This is a genomic window from Streptomyces sp. NPDC006643 (assembly GCF_042870175.1).
Taxonomy (GTDB): Bacteria; Actinomycetota; Actinomycetes; order Streptomycetales; family Streptomycetaceae; genus Streptomyces.
The window spans coordinates 120,103-136,385 of record NZ_JBIAHA010000028.1; the positions used below are offsets into that span (position 1 = coordinate 120,103).

Consider the following 16,283-nt stretch of genomic DNA (forward strand, 5'->3'; position numbering starts at 1 on the left):
AGGGGGTGCTGGTGGTGACGGGGCTTTCTGAGGTCTGTGGGTCGCGAGCTGACGAGGCTACGCCGGGGGACGGCGCGGAAGCGGCGAGTCCGCCTGATGATCTGACGGCCTCGGTGGCTGCCGGGGGCGCGGTGATCGCGGGGCGCGGTCATCCGTACGGTCCCCAGCGAACCGGCCCGATCGCCCGCGGCGCGGCGGAATGTCAGAAACTGTCAGATGTGAGCAGCGCCGCCCGTATCCCTGTCCCAATCAGCGCCCGCGTCATCAGCGCCCGCGTCCCTGCCCGTTTCCGGCGGGCGGCCGTCCCATCGCGCCCGTTTCATATCGAGGCGCGGCAGATGGCCTTCGGCGGCGCGCGAGGCCTCCCGCAGGGGGGTGGCCTCCTCGCGGTAGTGCGCCAGGGCCTCCAGCTCATGACCGGCCAGCAGCGCACCGTCCGAGCGGACCACACGCCACCAGGGCACGGCCCCGCCGTACAGCGCCATCGCCCGGCCGACCTGACGGGGACCGCCCTCGCCCAGCCACTCGGCGATGTCGCCGTACGCCATGACCCGGCCGGGCGGGATCAGGTCGGCCACATCCAGCACCCGCTCCGCGTACTCGGGCAGATCTCCGGACACCTCGTCGGGCTCGTCGCTCCTCATCCGCCCCATCCTGCCGCACGCCACCGACAGTCCGCCCGCCCACCGGGCCCGGCCGGACGGGCCGCCGCCCGGCCCCGGCACAGCCGACGCGGTGTTCCTCAATGCACCCTGATACCCCCCTCTGTCACCCTGGCGTGCCACCATCATGCGGGCGGTGACTGGTGATACGAGATCAAGAAGACACGGATTCGACGAAGGAGCAGGGCGTGCAGCCTCCGACGGTGGCGGGCACCCCTGATGCCGAGCCGCGCCCGGAATCCGCCCCCGACGCCGGTGCGGAGCCGGGCAGGGACGCAGCCACCGGCAAGGACACCCGCGCCGAAACGGGCACGGGATCGGGCACCGGCAGCGGCAGCGGCACCGGCACCGGCACCGGCACCGGCACCGGCACCGGCACCGGCAAGCAAAGCCACACCGACGCCACCCCCGACGCCGACGAGGTCGTCCGCCGCGACGCCCCTCCCGGCAGCCACGCCGACCCGCTGTCCGGCGACGAACCGCTGCTCGCCGCCCGCGTGCACCGCCCCTCCGACCTGCTGCGTCTGCTCATCGGCATCCTCGCCATCGCCGTCGTCATCGGCCTCTCCGCCTTCGCCCACGGCACCACGTCCGGCCTCGAACAGGACATCAGCAAGGGCACCGGCCAGGCCCCCGACCTGCTCGTCAAGGTCGCCGGTCTGATCTCCAGCATCGCCGTGCTGCTCGTCCCGGTCGCCTTCGCGATCGAGCGTCTGATCAAACGCGACGGCCTGCGGATCGCGGACGGTGTGCTCGCCGCCGTCCTCGCCCACGGGGTGACGCTCGCGACCGATCTCTGGGTCGCCCGCGCGGCGCCCGGATCCATCCAGGACGCCCTCACCCGCGCCCAGCCCGGCGAGGGACTCACCGACCCCGTACACGGCTATCTCGCGCCCGTCATCGCCTATATGACCGCCGTCGGGATGGCCCGCAGACCCCGCTGGCGCGTCGTGCTGTGGGTGGTCCTGCTGCTCGACGCGTTCGCGATGCTGGTCGCCGGCTACACGACCCCGTTCTCGATCATCCTCACCGTGCTGATCGGCTGGACCGTCGCGTACGGCACGCTCTACACCGTCGGTTCGCCGAACGTACGGCCCACCGGCCAGACGCTGATGGCGGGTCTTCGCCATGTGGGTTTCCGCCCCGTCAGCGCGATGCGCGCCGAGCCGGAGGACGCCGGCGAATCGACCGAGCAGGGCGAACGGGGCCGCCGCTATCTGGTGACCCTCGACGAGGGCCCACCGCTGGACGTCACCGTCGTCGACCGGGAACAGCAGGCGCAGGGCTTCTTCTACAGAGTCTGGCGCCGTCTCACCCTGCGCTCGATCAGCACCCGCCGCTCGATCCCCTCCCTGCGCCAGGCGCTGGAGCAGGAGGCGCTCCTCGCGTACGCCGCCATCGCCGCCGGCGCCAACGCCCCCAAGCTGATCGCCACCTCCGAACTCGGGCCGGACGCCGTCATCCTGGTGTACGAGCACATGGGCGGGCGCTCCCTGGACTCGCTGTCCGACGACGAGATCACCGACGAGCTGGTGCGGGGCGCCTGGCGGCAGGTCAAGGCGCTCCAGTCGCGCCGTATCGCCCACCGCAGACTCACCGGCGACGCGCTGCTCGTCGACCGCGACGGGAACGTGATCGTCACGGATCTGCGCGGCGGTGAGATCGCGGCGGGCGATGTCGTGCTCCGGATGGACACCGCGCAGCTCCTCACCACGGTCGGACTGCGGATCGGCGCCGAGCGCGCGGTGGCCGCCGCCGTGGACGTCCTCGGCCCCGACGCCGTCGCCGACTGTCTGCCGCTGCTCCAGCCGATCGCGCTCAGCCGCTCCACGCGCACGACCCTGCGCCGGCTCGCCCGTGAGCGGGCCCAGCGGGAGCGCGACGCGGTGCTCCAGGCCACCGAGGCGGCCAAGCACGCCCGTACGGCGGAGGTGGCGGCTGCGACCACGGACGCCGAGCGCAAGGCGGCCCGCAGATCCCTGCGCGCGGAGAAGCAGGCCGAGAAGAAGGCCATGGACGACGCGCTCGACGAGGTGCGCGAGGAGGATCTGCTCTCCCAGATCCGGGGGCAGGTGCTGCTGATCAGACCGCAGGCGCCGGTCGAACCGGTCCGGCTCGAGCGCATCAGACCTCGTACGCTCGTCAGCTTCATCGCCGGTGCGATCGCCGCGTACTTCCTGCTCACCCAGCTCGCCGGGATCGACTTCGGCAATGTCTTCGCCAACACCCACTGGGGCTGGGTGGCCGCCGCCGTCCTGTTCTCGGCGCTCAGTTACGTCGCCGCCGCGATGAGCCTCCTCGGCTTCGTACCGGAGCGGGTGGGCTTCCTGCGTACGGTCGTCGCCCAGGTCGCCGGGTCCTTCGTCAAGCTCGTCGCCCCCGCCGCGGTCGGCGGAGTGGCCCTCAACACCCGCTTCCTGCAACGCGCGGGCGTGCGCCCGGGGCTCGCCGTGGCGAGCGTCGGCGCCTCGCAGCTGTTCGGGCTCGGCGCGCACATCCTGCTGCTGCTGGCCTTCGGCTATCTCACCGGTACGGAGAAGACGACCTCCCTCACCCCGTCGAGGACGGTGATCGCGGGACTGCTGACGGTCGCCGTGCTGGTGCTGGTCGTCACCGCGATCCCGTTCCTCAGGAAGTTCGTGGTGACGCGGCTGCGTTCGCTGTTCGCGGGCGTGGTGCCGCGCATGCTCGACGTGCTCCAGCGGCCCATGAAGCTGGTCACCGGCATCGGCGGGATGCTGCTGCTGACCGGTCTGTTCGTGATGTGCCTGGACGCCTCGATCCGGGCCTTCGACGACGGGCATCAGCAGCTGAGCTACGCGAGCATCGCCGTCGTGTTCCTCGCGGGCAACGCGCTGGGGTCGGCGGCGCCGACGCCGGGCGGTGTGGGCGCGGTCGAGGGCGCGCTGACGATCGGTCTCATCGCGACAGGGGTGCCGAAGGAGGTCGCGGCCCCGGCGGTGCTGCTGTACCGGATGATGACCCTGTGGCTGCCGGTGCTGCCCGGGTGGATCTGCTTCAACCACCTCACGCGCAAGGGAGCCCTCTGACGCCGCCGTCGGGCTGCCCGTGGAGCGGCGCCACCACCCGGCTGGACCCCGGGCCGCGCGCCGCTGACCGGCACGACGCACCATGGGGAGATGCCGACGCACCGCTTCCCCACGCCCACCGCACCCGCCGGGCGGCGCCACCCGGCGCTGACCGCGGTCACCGCCGTCACCGTCGCCACGCTGCTGGCCGCCGCCGGATGCTCCGGTTCCGACGCGGACAGCGGCGGCCGGGGCGGGCAGACCAGCCGGAACGACCAGGACGGTCAGGACGGCCAGAACACGACCGACACGACCGCCGCGCCCCAGAATCTGACGTCCCAGAAGCTGGACTGGAAGGCGTGCCCCACCCCGTCGGCGGCCGAGGGCGGCGGTACGGCCCCCTCGCCCCTGCCCGGCGGCACGAAGTGGGAGTGCGCCTCCATGGCCGCCCCGCTCGACTACGCCGAGCCCAAGGGCGACACCATCGAGCTGGCCCTGATCCGCGCGAAGACCAGCGACCCGGGCAAGCGCATCGGCTCACTCGTCTTCAACTTCGGCGGGCCCGGCGGCTCCGGTGTGACCGGACTGCCCTCCTTCGGCGACGACTACGAGAAGCTGCGCACCCGCTACGACCTGGTCAGCTTCGACCCGCGCGGCGTCGGCCGCAGCGACCCCGTCGAATGCAAGGACGACAAGCAGCTCGACGCGTACTACGCGCAGGACATGACCCCGGACGACGCCGCCGAGGAGAAGTCCTACGTGGACGGCCTCAAGTGGTACGCGGGCGGCTGCGAGCAGAAGTCCGGCAAGGCACTGCCGCACGTCGGCACCGTCAACGCCGCACGCGACATGGAGCTGATGCGCCAGGTGCTCGGCGACGACAAGCTCAACTACTTCGGGATCTCGTACGGCACCGAGCTGGGCGGCGTCTACGCGCACCTGTATCCGAAGTCCGTGGGCCGCGCCGTCTTCGACGCCGTCGTGGACCCGAGTGAGAGCTCCGAACAGGGCTCGCTCGGCCAGGCCAAGGGCTTCCAGCTCGCCCTCGACAACTTCGCGAAGGACTGCGTGAGCCGCGGCGACGCGTGCAAGCTGCCGGGCAGCACACCGCAGGAGATCGAGAACTTCGTCGTGGAGCTGCTCGACCGGCTCGACAAGAAGCCGATCGCCGGACTCGGCGGCCGGAAGCTCACCCAGACCCAGGCCACCAACGGCATTGCCCAGGCGCTCTATTCGAAGGAGTACTGGCCGCTGCTGGAACAGGGTCTGGACGAGGCCGACGGCGGCAGCGGCGCGCTGCTGCTCGTCCTGTCGGACGCCATGAACGGCCGCAACGAGAAGGGTCAGTACAGCAACATCCAGGCGGCCAACGCGGCGGTCAACTGCGTGGACTCCAAGCAGCGTTACACGCTCGCGCAGACGAAGGCGAAGCTCCCCGAGTTCGAGAAGGTGTCGCCGGTCTTCGGCGACTTCCTCGGCTGGGGCCTGCTGGGCTGTTCCGAGTGGCCGGTGCCGGGCGAGCGGGACAAGCCCGACGTCAGCGCGCCGGGCGCGGCGCCGATCCTGGTCATCGGCAACACCGGTGACCCGGCGACTCCTTACGAGGGCGCGCGGGCGATGGCGAAGGCGCTCGGCAAGGGGGTCGGCGTCGAGCTGACGTACGAGGGCCAGGGGCACGGCGCGTACAACGCGGGCAGCACGTGCGTGCAGAACGCCGTGGACGGTTATCTGCTGAACGGCAAGGTGCCGAAGGCCGGGACGGTCTGCAAGTGACCCACCGAGTGACCGAGTGACCGAGTGAGAACTGAAGTGACTTACGTAGGAGGCCGGCCCACACGGTGTGTGGACCGGCCTCCTACGTAAGAGGGTCGTTCAGCGGATCGCTCAGTAGATCGGCTTCTCCGGCTCGATCTGGTTGACCCAGCCCACGACTCCGCCGCCGACGTGCACGGCGTCGGCGAAGCCGGCCGACTTCAGCACCGCGAGTACTTCCGCACTGCGGACACCCGTCTTGCAGTTCAAAACGATCTTCTTGTCCTGCGGCAGGTCCTGGAGCGCGTTGCCCATCAGGAACTCGTTCTTGGGGATCAGCTTGGCGCCCGGGATGGACACGATCTCGAACTCGTTCGGCTCCCGCACATCGATCAGCTCGATGTTCTCACCGTCGTCGAGCCACTCCTTGAGCTGCTTGGGAGTGATCGTCGAACCGGCCGCCGCCACCTGCGCCTCCTCGGACACGACACCGCAGAAGGCCTCGTAGTCGATGAGTTCGGTGACGGTCGGGTTCTCGCCGCAGACCGCGCAGTCGGGGTCCTTGCGGACCTTGACCTGGCGGTACTGCATCTCCAGCGCGTCGTAGATCATCAGCCGGCCGAGCAGCGGCTCGCCGATGCCCGCGAGGAGCTTGATCGCCTCGTTGACCTGGATGGACCCGATCGACGCGCACAGCACGCCGAGGACGCCGCCCTCGGCGCAGCTGGGGACCATGCCGGGCGGCGGCGGCTCCGGGTAGAGGCAGCGGTAGCAGGGACCGTGCTCGGACCAGAAGACGCTCGCCTGGCCGTCGAAGCGGTAGATCGAGCCCCATACGTACGGCTTGCCGAGCAGCACACACGCGTCGTTGACCAGATAGCGGGTGGCGAAGTTGTCCGTGCCGTCCACGATCAGGTCGTACTGGGCGAAGATCTCCATCACGTTCTCGGACTCGAGCCGCTCCTCGTGAAGGACGACCTTCACGAGCGGGTTGATACCGAGGACGGAGTCACGCGCGGAAGCGGCCTTGGAACGGCCGATGTCCGCCTGGCTGTGGATGATCTGACGCTGGAGATTCGACTCGTCGACCTCGTCGAACTCCACGATGCCGAGCGTGCCGACACCGGCGGCGGCCAGATACATCAGCGCGGGCGAACCGAGCCCGCCCGCGCCGACGACGAGCACCTTCGCGTTCTTCAGCCGCTTCTGCCCGTCCATCCCGACGTCCGGGATGATCAGGTGACGGGAGTACCTGCGGACCTCGTCGACGGTGAGCTCGGCAGCGGGCTCTACCAGGGGTGGTAGCGACACAGGGACCTCAACAGGGGATTCGTCGGTTGGTCAGTACGTTTGTTCCTCCGGTAACACTGCCACGCGCCTTCTCATTCCGAGACACCCGGTCCGATCTGCGAGACGATTTCGTCCCAGTAGCCGGGCAGCGCCGCGAATGGGCTGTTCCGGCCGATCCGTTCGTCGTGATCGCTCCGGTCGGTGAAGAAGATCGTGCCCGCGCCCTGCCAGCGCGCGATCCGCATCGCCTCGTTCAGATGGCTGCGGGGCACCCCGTGGACGAGATGCGCGAAGCGCTCGGGCGGATGGTCCGCCGTCCACTCGGCCACCTGTGACCAGCGGTAGTCGGTCCACGGGCCGCGGAAGGTGACCAACTGGTCGGCGATCTCGGCGTATCCGGGGTACGGATGCGTCCCATGGCCGAGGACCAGATGCCCGCCGTGGGCGATCGTGTCCAGCGTCGCCGCCGTCAGCCTGACGTCGGGGAGGTACGACGCCTGGGCCGGACACCGGTCCAGGTAGAAGCCGTCGACGCGGTACCAGTCGTGGAAGTCGTGCGCCTCGGAGATGATCTCGCCGAAGCTCCGGGCGCCGTACGCGAGATCGAGATGCCCGAGCACCCGTACGCCCGCGTTCCTGAGCCGGCCCGCGGCCTCCAGACAGTGCGGGTCCGGCATGACGCCGGGCCCGTCGGCGACGTTGAGCACGGCCCAGTGCAACGGCGTGCCGGGGCGCGTCAGTTCGGCCCACTCGACCGGGGCGAGCAGCGGATGCGCGTAACCGGGGATGCCGAAGCCGAGCCCGGCGGCGCCGGTGGCCGGCCGGCTGCCGCCGGCTCTCGTCAGATGCGACACGCGGCCTCCATCCAGATGTCGGCGAGGGATTCCTCCAGATTGATCCGGGGCCGCCAGCCGAGCCGGTCGCGCGCGGTGCGGACGTCGGCCTGCTGCCAGCCGCCGCAGCCGTCGGGGTACGGGGACGGGCCGCTGCCCAGCTGCTCGGAGGGGTGCTCGCCGCGCGGCGGTCCGAGGGTGGCGTGCCCGGCGTGCGCGGGCGCGGGGCGCTGTGGGCCGGTGGGCGCGTCCAGTTCGTGCAGGGCGCCCCCGTATCCGGCGACCCTGGCGAGGACGGCCGCGGCGTCCCTGAGCCGGACGGCGCGCCCCGTACCGATGTTGACGACACCCTGGGCGGCGGAGAGCGAGGCGGCGTGCACGGCGCGCGCCACGTCGCGTACGTCGACGAAGTCGCGCTGTACGCCGAGCCCGCTGAGCTTCAGCTCACCGTCGCCGGACTGCATGGCGCGGCGCATCGCCTCGGCGAGACGGCCGAGCGGGGAGCCCGCGGGGGTGCCGGGTCCGACGGGCGAGAAGACCCGCAGGACGACGGCGTCCAGGCCCGCGCCGAGCACCAGTTCGCTGGCGGCCAGCTTGCTCACGCCGTACGGCCCGCCGGGCCGGGGCACCGCGTCCTCGGCGGTGGACGAGCCGGGCTGGGAGGGCCCGTACTCGGACGAGCAGCCGAGCTGGACGAGCCGGGCGCCGCAGCGGCTGCGGCGCAGTGCCTCGCAGACGGTGGCGACGGCGACGGTGTTGTGCCGGGTCAGGTCGCGGGCGCCGCCCCGGGTGGCACCGGCGCAGTTGATGACGACGCCCGGGTGGACGGCGTCCAGGAAGCGGGTGAGCGCTCCGGGGCTGCCGCCGGCGAGGTCGAACCGTACGTCGGCGTCGTCGCCGCGGCCGAGTGCGGTCAGATGCACGGCGGGGTCGGCGAGCAGCCGGTCGGCGACGAAGCGCCCGAGGAAGCCGTTGGCACCGAGCAGCAGGACCCTCATCGCGCGGCCCCTTGCTTCCGACGCGCCGGTGCTGGGGGTTGAGGGGTCATGATCTGTCGTCTCCTTAGAGGGTGTTACCGGGTGCTTCGGGGTTACGCCCGCGGCGTCGGCTCCGCGGGAGGTCTCTGGGTCCGGACGGGTGGCCCGGAGGGGGGCGTGCGCCGGAGGTCGGTGGTCGGCCGGTCAGGTGTGGGCCGAGGCCCGGGACAGGGTGACGGCGGCGTGGATCAGCAGGCCGAGCGCGGCGGCGCCGCAGGCGACGGCCGGTACGGCGCCGGGTCCCCCCGCGTCGACCAGTGCTCGGACGGGGGCGGCGGCGCTCTCGAAGCCGGGGACGCGGCCCGCCGTGGCCAGGGCGAGAGCCGCCGCCTCGGTGGTGCAGGCGATGACGAGGCCGGTCGCCGCCGCCTTCGGGAAGCCGTGGACGGTGAGCAGCCGGGCGAGGAGCAGCAGAGAGCCGAGGGCGACGGTCGCGGCGAGTCGGCCGGTGCCGGGGTCCTGGCTTTCCCCGCCACCACCACCGTCACCACCGCCGCTGAGGACGAGTTCGGCGAGGACGGCCAGGGCGGTCAACGCGCCGGCGTACAGCGCGAACAGTGCGAGCAGCACCGGCCGGGTCCGGGCGGCGAACTCGGCCAGCCCACGGCTGTCGGTGAGCCTGCGCCGCGCCTGTACGGACAGCAGATGGGCGCACCAGGCGGCGGGAGCCACGGCGAACGCCAGGGCCACGAGCGGTGCCGCCGCCTCCGCGAGGGGCGTGGTCCCGTACCGCCCGTCGCCGGTCCCCGCGAGCAGCGGCCCGTCGCCGTACAGCGCGTACGCCAGCAGCCAGCACACCCACAGGCGCGAGACGCGCGCCGTGTGGCCCTCGACGCGCAGCGGGCCGCGCCGGAGGGCGAGGTTGAGCGCGACGGCGAGGGCGGCGGCCCCCGCAGCGCCTATCGCGAGCCGTATCCCCGCGCCGGTGCCGCCGGCGTACCGGAGGGCGACGAGCGCGACGGCGCACACGGCGCCCGGAAGCAGGGTGCGCAGCGCCCATCCGGCGCGCGGATCGCCGGCCCGCGCCGGAGGGGGCGTGGACGCGACGGTGGTGTCCGCGCCGCCGTCGGTGGCGCGCGGCACGCGCGCGTACAGCTCTTCCGCGAGGGAGAAGACGTCCCGGTGCCGGAAGCGCGCGGCGGCCCGGTCGGTGACGCCGTGCGCCTCCAGACCGGCCGCGATCTCCAGCGGGTCGACGGCGCGGGCGCACAGGTCGCGATGGCTGTGCATGAGGGTTTTGACGGGGTCGGCCGGGCCGCCCGCGCGCCGTGCGGGTCTCGTGGTCCCCGGGGACGTGGTGCCTGTCTCAGACATCGCTCTCCCCCAGGGCCGCTCCGGCGCCCACGCCGACCGCCGCCTCCGTAGGACGCGACGCCCGTGGCACCGCGGCCAAGGACAGTGCGACCGGGACGGGGACGGACAGCGGGGCGGGGACGGACAGCGGGGCGGGCACCACGGCCGGTGCCGGTATGGTGCCGACCCGTCCGGCGGTCCAGTCACCTGGTACGTATGCCTCCGCCGGGTTGGCGAACGGCCGTGGCCCGCCATGGGCGTCCACCGTCTCGGCCGGGCGCCGGACCGGGGCGTGCGAGATCAGCTCCAGATAAATGCCGCGGAAGGCGGCCACGTTCTGCTCGACGGTGAAGAGTTCGAGCGCGCGGGCCCGCGCGGCGGCGCCGAGCCGTGCGCGCCGCTCCGGGTCGCGCAACAGCGCGACACAGGCGTCGGCGAGCGCCCGCGGATTGCGCGGGGGCACGACAAGCCCTGTACCACCGATGACTTCGACGACCGCGCCGACGTCGGTGGAGACCGTCGCGCGCCCGCAGAACATCGCCTCGACCAGGCTGACCGGGAAGCCCTCGACGATGCTGGACAGGACGATCACGCCGCCCGCCGCGTACGCGTCCACCAGCTCCGGCGCGCCGGGCCCGCCGACCTCCTCGAAGGAGACGGGGTTGTCGCCCACGGCGTGCGCGTCGGCCGCCTCGTCGGGGAACAACCGGGCCGCCAGCGACCGGCAGTGGGCGAGATACGCCGTCGCCTCCGCGCCCTGCGCGGCGGCGCCGATGATCCGCAGCCGCGCCTCGGGCTCCTCCGCGCGGATCTCGGCGAAGGCGTGCAGCAGGGAGATGAGGTCCTTGGCGGGCTCGATCCTGCCGACCCAGACGAGGGTGTTCGGATCGCCGCTGTCCGTGCCCGCGTCGCGCTCGCCCAGCGCCGCGAAGCGCTCGGTCTCCATCCCGGGGTAGACGGTGCGCAGTTTGGCGCGGTCGGCGCCGCAGCGCTCCTGCCAGCGCCGGGCGTGCGTGTTGCCGGGGGTGATGACGGTGGCCTGTCGGTAGACCTCGGCGGCGAGCCGGCCCTGGAAGGCCGCGAGCAGGGCGCGCACCGGCGCACTCAGGGGCGTGTCACCGCCGGGTCCGGCGGCCAGATAGTGGGCGCGGAGCTGGACGCCGTACTCGGTGACCAGCAGCGGCGTACCGAAGAAGCGTTTGGCCAGCAGTCCGGGCAGGGCGGCGGATCCGCCCGTCGTCGCGTGGCACAGATCGACGGCGCCGAGGCCGTCGTCGTCGTACCAGTCGAGGGAGAGCGGGCGCAGCGCGCGCTCCAGCTGGTCTGCGAAGACCAGGTAGTCGGGGACGGTGGCACCGCGCACGCCCCGGCGTGCGCCGGGTGCGAGGCAGCCGGATTCCAGGATCCGTACGGCGGTCTCCGAACGCAGTGCCGTGGCGAGGCCGCCATGGTCGCGTGCCAGTTCGGCGAGCCCGTACAGCCCTTCGGCGAAGGCGCTCACAAGGCGCGCGCGGTCGCCGCCCGCGCTCTCGGCGGCGCCCTCGTCCGGGGTGCGGACGGCGGTGATCAGAGTCTCGAAGTGCCCCACGAAGCGCCGTCGTTCGCGCCGCCCGTACGCCCTCCCGTCGCCCTGCGCCGACCAGAGGGGCGCGGTGCGCACCCGCTGTACGGAGGGCGGCAGCTGGATCCAGCCGTTGCCCTCCTGGTGGGCGCTGCGGCTGAGCGCGTAGACGTCGAACTCGTGCTGCGCGAGCCCGCGTACGAGCCGGTCGCACCACAGCCTGGACTCACCCCTGGCGTACGGGTAGCCACCGTCCGTGAGTAGTCCGATCCGCACGAGCACACCCCTGATCTCCCTTGTGGGAAGCCGCCGTTGGATCGGCGACTCGCAGCGGGACGACCGTAAGCGGACATGACGGTGGAACGGCGGACGGTTGTCCGTCGCGCCACCAGAAGGGGTGAATGCACGTAACTTTCGCACCACGGCAGCGTTCCGTCGCGGTATGGAACCGCACGGTCACACTGCGTCAGGCTTCGGCGGGTGCCTCAACTGCCGGGATACGCCCACGGGTTGGGCCTGCACTTCACGCCGTCGAGATTGAGCGTCTTGGTCTGCTGCTGCATCACGGGCGCGAGCGAGCCGGGCGTCTTGCAGCTCACGTGGTCGTATCCGAGCCGGTGCCCGACCTCGTGGTTGATCAGCATCTGCCGGTAGGTGAGCATCGACTTGGGGCCGTACGTCTTGGCCCCCTGCGCCCAGCGGAACGCGTTGATCATGACCCGGTCGGTCGCGGCGGAGTCGCAGGACACGTTGTCGATGGTGGTGTCCAGACCGGACTTGGCGCACCACTCGGCCGTCGTACCGGGGCTCGCCAGCGTGATCACGAACCGGGGCGAGCCGCCGGAGATCCGCTCGAAGGTCATGGCGCCGTTGTGGGCCCAACTCCGGTCGTCGTTCAGGGTTTTCTGCACGGCGTCGGCGAACAGCTTCCGGTCGAGCCCGAGGCCCTTCTCGATGTCGATCCGGTAGGTGATCTTCTCGCCCTTGCCGGGCGCCCTGGCCAGTCCGGGGACGGCCTCGAACTCCCCCGACGCCCTCAGATCGGCGGCCAGCGGGAACTGCATGGCCATCAACTGGCCGTAGCTGGGCGGCGGCGGGATCGCCGGCGCGGATTCCGTCGGCGCGGTCGTCCTGTCGTCCGAGCGCGATGCGGGGCCCTCGCCGCCGCGGGCGAGCCCGCCGGTGGGCAGCGCGTCGGCCCGGGAGTCACGGCCGTCGGTGACCTGACCGGCCACCACCACGGCGAGCACCGTCGTCACGGCCGCCGCGGCGATCCCGGTGAGGGTGCGCCCCGCCCCGCCCTTGGCGGGCCGTCTGCCGTCGCCTCCGGCGTCCGGGGTCCCGGGGCCGTCCCGGCCGGAGCCGCGCCCGGAGTCGGAGCCCATGGCCGCGCGGGGATGGCTGGCCTCGTCGTCCCAGTCGGTGACGGAACCGGACGGGTCGGGCCGCCACTGTCCGGTGTCGGCATCCGTACCTAGGCCGCTGCCCGCGCCGGATCGGTACGGAGAGGGCGGCGCGTCGAAGGCGTCGATGAACTCGCGGCGCGGCCCCGGCACCCGGCCCCGGACGGGCGGCGCCGGACGTGACTGCCCGCGCGGCCCCTGCGGCTGACCGGACCCCTGCGGCCCGCCCTGCCGGTCCCCGTACCGCCGCTGATCACCCCAGCCGCCGCCCGGCTCACGGTGCTCGGGATGCCCGCCGCGTACCTGTGGCACGCCGTGCGCGGGGGTCCCGTACGCCGGGTCGACGCGTTCCCGCCCACCCGGGGGCGGGCCGGGCGGTGCCTGTCGCTCACCGGCCGACGGGCCGTTCGCGGCCGGTGCCCTCCTCCTGCTGTCGGATCCCTGGGGTGCGGGGCCTTTACGGCTGTGTCGTCCCACGCCCCGGATCAGCTCCCGCCACTGTCGTTACCGCCGTTGTTGTCAGCACCGCTGTCGCCGTCCCCGAGGGCGCCGGTGCCTTCACCGTCATTACGGCCGGCACGCCCGTTCGTCTCATCCGCCGCCCTCTCGGACTCCCGGATGAGCCCCCGCGCGGCCTCCGCGACCACCTCGGGGTACTCCATCATGGCAACATGCCCGGCGTCCGGAAGCGTCAGGAGGCGGGAATCACGGAAAGCGGCGGACGCCTTGCGTGCCATTCGGTACGAAACGAGCTGATCCCGCCCTCCGTACACCAGCAGTGTCGGCGCGAGGACCCGCTCGGCCTGGCGCCACAGCCCCTGCTGTCCGCCGAGGGTGTACGCGTCGACGATGCCCCGCGCGGAGCGGCTCATCGCCTCCCAGAAGTGCGGCAGGCTCTGCCGCCGCTCCATCTCCTCCACCGCGTGCCGCAGCGCCTCGTCGGAGACCCGGCCGGGGTCGCCGTAACAGAGGGCCATCACCCCGCGCGTGCGCTGCTCGGCCGTCCACTCGCGGGTCATCCGGCCGAACAGCGCGGCGACACCGGGCAGTGCCAGCAACGCGGTCGGCACGGCGTTGCGCTGGACGCGGATCTCGGGCAGCGCGGGTGAGACGAGGGTCAGGCTGCGCACCAGGTCGGGACGGGCGGCGGCGACCCGGGTCGCGACGGCGCCGCCCATGGAGTTGCCGAAGAGATGCACCGCGCCGCGTCCGCGCGCGTCGAGCAGGCGGATCACGGCGCGTGCGTGGCCGGTGATCGAGTAGTTGCGGTCCTGGGGCGGCGGGGAGTCGCCGAAGCCCGGCAGATCGACCGCCTCGCCGTCGACCGTGCCGGCCAGCAGGGACATCAGGGCGGACCAGTTCTGCGAGGAGCCGCCGAGGCCGTGCACGTACAGCGCGCGCGGCAGTCCGGCGCGCGTCGGGGGCCGTGAGCGCACCGTGAGGGCCAGGCCCGGCAGGGCGACCGTGTGCAGCCGCTCGCCCTCGGCGACCCTGACGGCACTCACGCGCGGGACGGCGGCGGCGAGGGTTTCCGGCAGCTCGGTCGAAGACATGCGGGCAATGTTACGAGACGATCACGCGCCGTTCGGCGTGTTCACCGTCACAAGACGCATAGCGTCCGGGGTGCGGACCTCCTACCCTCGTAAGTACGCGTGCATATTCGCCTCATTTCGCGAATGGACGGCGGAAGCGGACGGAAGACGACCGGAGAAGAAAGGGCGCCCCATGCCGGCGGACCCGAGCGACCCGGACACATTCCCGAACGACAGCGAGAAGGAAGAGCGGAGCGCCGGGGCGGATTCCGGCGAACTCGAAGAACTCGACGACTCGACCCCGGAGGCGGACGCCGCCGAGCAGCACACGGACGTACAACCGTCCGACGACGATCCGCCCGCCCCCATCGATACGGCCGAGGCCGACGAGGCGGACGCCGCCGAACAGGCGCGTATCGTCTCTCTCGACGAGGACGACTACCGCTGAGCACCCGCTCAGGTCGGGGTTCGCCTTTTGTCAGCATTGGATACTTTTCTCCGCCGCCGCACTCGCGGCCGGGCGGATATCCAGCTCCCCCGACTGTCCGGTCCGTGAAATTCTCCGACCTGACCACGCACAGCCGGGTTACCCAAAAGTACGATGGCCGGGCGGCGCACAGCCGCACGGAACGATTCTGGGAGGCGGCGTGACAGCCATAGAGCAGACCGAGGCGGCGCGCCCGCGAGGCACGCGCCTGCCACGCCGCGCTCGACGCAATCAGCTTCTGGGCGCGGCTCAGGAAGTCTTCGTCGCACAGGGCTACCACGCCGCCGCGATGGACGACATCGCGGAACGGGCCGGCGTCAGCAAGCCCGTTCTCTACCAGCACTTCCCGGGCAAGCTGGACCTCTATCTGGCCCTTCTCGACCAGCACTGCGAGGCCCTGCTCCAGGCCGTGCGTACGGCCCTGGCGTCGACGACCGACAACAAGCTCCGGGTCGCGGCCACGATGGACGCGTACTTCGCCTACGTCGAGGACGAGGGCGGCGCGTTCCGGCTGGTCTTCGAGTCCGACCTGACGAACGAGCCCGCGGTGCGTGAGCGCGTCGACCGGGTGGCCCTCCAGTGCGCGGAGGCGATCTCCGACGTGATCGCGTCGGACACGGGCCTCTCCAAGGAGGAGTCCATGATGCTGGCCGTCGGGCTCGGCGGCGTCTCCCAAGTGGTGGCGCGCTACTGGCTGTCCAGCGAGTCGGTCATCCCCCGCGACAAGGCCGTGGAGCTTCTCACCTCGCTCGCCTGGCGCGGTATCGCCGGATTCCCGCTGCACGGCAGCGAGCAGCACCCCGGCGCCTGACGAGCACCCGAGCCGGACCCCCGAGCCTCCCGGCCCACCGGCGTCCGGGCCTCCCGGCGCCGTCCGTGTTCGCTGCGGGCGTGTCCCACCACCGTCATCGGCGGCGTCTCTCCGGGCTAATGTGTGCTGCGTACCGCGCGGTTGACCGCGCAAACGCACCGACCGTTCGGAGGGACATAGCGGTGGAGGTCAAGATCGGCGTGCAGCACACGCCCCGCGAGATCGTTCTGGAGAGCGGGCAGTCCGCCGAGGAGGTCGAGAGCGCCGTGGCCGACGCACTCGCCGGCAAGGCGAAGCTGCTCAGCCTCACGGACGAAAAGGGGCGGAAGGTGCTCGTACCGGCCGAACGGATCGCGTACGTGGAGATCGGCGAGCCGACGACCCGACGGGTGGGCTTCGGCGCTCTCTAGTCCGAGACGGCGGAACAGCGGAACAGCACCACGGCGACAGAGGAGTGGGGGGGGGGGGGGGGGGGGGGGGGGGGGGGGGCGGCGGGGGGGGGGGGGGGGGGGGGGGGGGGGGGGGGGGGGGGGGGTGGGGGCGGGCGGGCGGGGGGGGGGGGGGGGGGGGGGGCGGGGGGGGGGGCGGCGGGG

General features: G+C 72.4%; 13 protein-coding genes. 5 read left to right on the forward strand and 8 right to left on the reverse strand.

Annotated elements, in window-relative coordinates; all coding sequences use genetic code 11:
* Positions 1-212: 212 nt before the first annotated feature.
* Positions 213-644 (reverse strand): MGMT family protein, encoded by a 432-nt coding sequence (locus tag ACFYNU_RS32045; RefSeq protein WP_388768008.1) that lies wholly within the window; start codon positions 642-644, stop codon positions 213-215.
* 206 nt (positions 645-850) lie between these two features.
* Here ACFYNU_RS32045 and ACFYNU_RS32050 point away from each other — a divergent pair, with 206 nt between their 5' ends.
* Both ACFYNU_RS32050 and ACFYNU_RS32055 read left to right on the forward strand, forming a co-directional pair.
* The gene (locus ACFYNU_RS32050; protein ID WP_356586204.1) at positions 851-3,712 is read left to right on the forward strand and encodes a lysylphosphatidylglycerol synthase domain-containing protein; all 2,862 of its coding nucleotides are present in this window, start codon (positions 851-853) and stop codon (positions 3,710-3,712) included.
* Between the two features lie 90 nt (positions 3,713-3,802).
* Positions 3,803-5,464: an alpha/beta hydrolase gene (locus tag ACFYNU_RS32055; protein WP_356586202.1), complete on the forward strand. Its 1,662-nt coding sequence runs from the start codon at positions 3,803-3,805 to the stop codon at positions 5,462-5,464.
* A 111-nt stretch (positions 5,465-5,575) separates the two neighbouring features.
* Here ACFYNU_RS32055 and moeZ read toward each other — a convergent pair whose 3' ends face one another.
* The 7 genes from moeZ to ACFYNU_RS32090 all read right to left on the reverse strand — a co-directional run bounded on the left by moeZ (position 5,576) and on the right by ACFYNU_RS32090 (position 14,413).
* The gene (gene moeZ, locus ACFYNU_RS32060; RefSeq protein WP_023538827.1) at positions 5,576-6,754 is read right to left on the reverse strand and encodes an adenylyltransferase/sulfurtransferase MoeZ; all 1,179 of its coding nucleotides are present in this window, start codon (positions 6,752-6,754) and stop codon (positions 5,576-5,578) included.
* 71 nt (positions 6,755-6,825) lie between these two features.
* Positions 6,826-7,587, reverse strand: coding sequence for a spherulation-specific family 4 protein (locus ACFYNU_RS32065; RefSeq protein WP_356586199.1), 762 nt, complete (start codon positions 7,585-7,587; stop codon positions 6,826-6,828).
* Positions 7,575-8,564 carry an NAD-dependent epimerase/dehydratase family protein gene (locus tag ACFYNU_RS32070; RefSeq protein WP_356586197.1) on the reverse strand — a complete coding sequence of 330 codons (990 nt, stop codon included), beginning with the start codon at positions 8,562-8,564 and terminating at the stop codon, positions 7,575-7,577. The genes ACFYNU_RS32065 and ACFYNU_RS32070 overlap by 13 nt, the downstream gene beginning before the upstream one ends.
* 183 nt (positions 8,565-8,747) lie before the next feature.
* Positions 8,748-9,917, reverse strand: a complete 1,170-nt coding sequence (locus ACFYNU_RS32075) for a hypothetical protein (RefSeq protein WP_356586195.1) — start codon at positions 9,915-9,917, stop codon at positions 8,748-8,750.
* On the reverse strand, positions 9,910-11,733 hold the full coding sequence (locus ACFYNU_RS32080; RefSeq protein WP_356586193.1) for a DUF3492 domain-containing protein: 1,824 nt from the start codon (positions 11,731-11,733) through the stop codon (positions 9,910-9,912). The genes ACFYNU_RS32075 and ACFYNU_RS32080 overlap by 8 nt, the downstream gene beginning before the upstream one ends.
* Before the next feature lie 209 nt (positions 11,734-11,942).
* Complete coding sequence (locus ACFYNU_RS32085; RefSeq protein WP_388768017.1) at positions 11,943-13,337, reverse strand: DUF3152 domain-containing protein; 1,395 nt, start codon at positions 13,335-13,337, stop codon at positions 11,943-11,945.
* Positions 13,338-13,345: 8 nt separating this feature from the next.
* Entirely contained in the window at positions 13,346-14,413 is a 1,068-nt protein-coding gene (locus tag ACFYNU_RS32090) for an alpha/beta hydrolase (protein WP_356586189.1), read from the reverse strand.
* A gap of 172 nt (positions 14,414-14,585) precedes the next feature.
* Between ACFYNU_RS32090 and ACFYNU_RS32095 the strand changes: the two genes are divergently transcribed.
* The 3 genes from ACFYNU_RS32095 (at position 14,586) to ACFYNU_RS32105 (ending at position 16,100) form a co-directional block, all read left to right on the forward strand.
* Positions 14,586-14,840 (forward strand): hypothetical protein, encoded by a 255-nt coding sequence (locus ACFYNU_RS32095; protein ID WP_356586187.1) that lies wholly within the window; start codon positions 14,586-14,588, stop codon positions 14,838-14,840.
* 199 nt (positions 14,841-15,039) lie between these two features.
* Positions 15,040-15,690, forward strand: a complete 651-nt coding sequence (locus tag ACFYNU_RS32100) for a TetR/AcrR family transcriptional regulator (RefSeq protein ID WP_189111548.1) — start codon at positions 15,040-15,042, stop codon at positions 15,688-15,690.
* A gap of 182 nt (positions 15,691-15,872) precedes the next feature.
* The gene (locus ACFYNU_RS32105; RefSeq protein ID WP_023538836.1) at positions 15,873-16,100 is read left to right on the forward strand and encodes a DUF3107 domain-containing protein; all 228 of its coding nucleotides are present in this window, start codon (positions 15,873-15,875) and stop codon (positions 16,098-16,100) included.
* Positions 16,101-16,283: the final 183 nt, after the last annotated feature.

Bases quoted from the DNA above. Each gene is read 5' to 3' on its own strand.
- ACFYNU_RS32075 (WP_356586195.1), bottom strand. From the start codon at position 9,917: ATGTCTGAGACAGGCACCACGTCCCCGGGGACCACGAGACCCGCACGG.
- ACFYNU_RS32045 (WP_388768008.1), bottom strand. From the start codon at position 644: ATGAGGAGCGACGAGCCCGACGAGGTGTCCGGAGATCTGCCCGAGTAC.
- ACFYNU_RS32090 (WP_356586189.1), bottom strand. From the start codon at position 14,413: ATGTCTTCGACCGAGCTGCCGGAAACCCTCGCCGCCGCCGTCCCGCGC.
- ACFYNU_RS32095 (WP_356586187.1), top strand. From the start codon at position 14,586: ATGCCGGCGGACCCGAGCGACCCGGACACATTCCCGAACGACAGCGAG.
- ACFYNU_RS32070 (WP_356586197.1), bottom strand. From the start codon at position 8,564: ATGAGGGTCCTGCTGCTCGGTGCCAACGGCTTCCTCGGGCGCTTCGTC.
- ACFYNU_RS32055 (WP_356586202.1), top strand. From the start codon at position 3,803: ATGCCGACGCACCGCTTCCCCACGCCCACCGCACCCGCCGGGCGGCGC.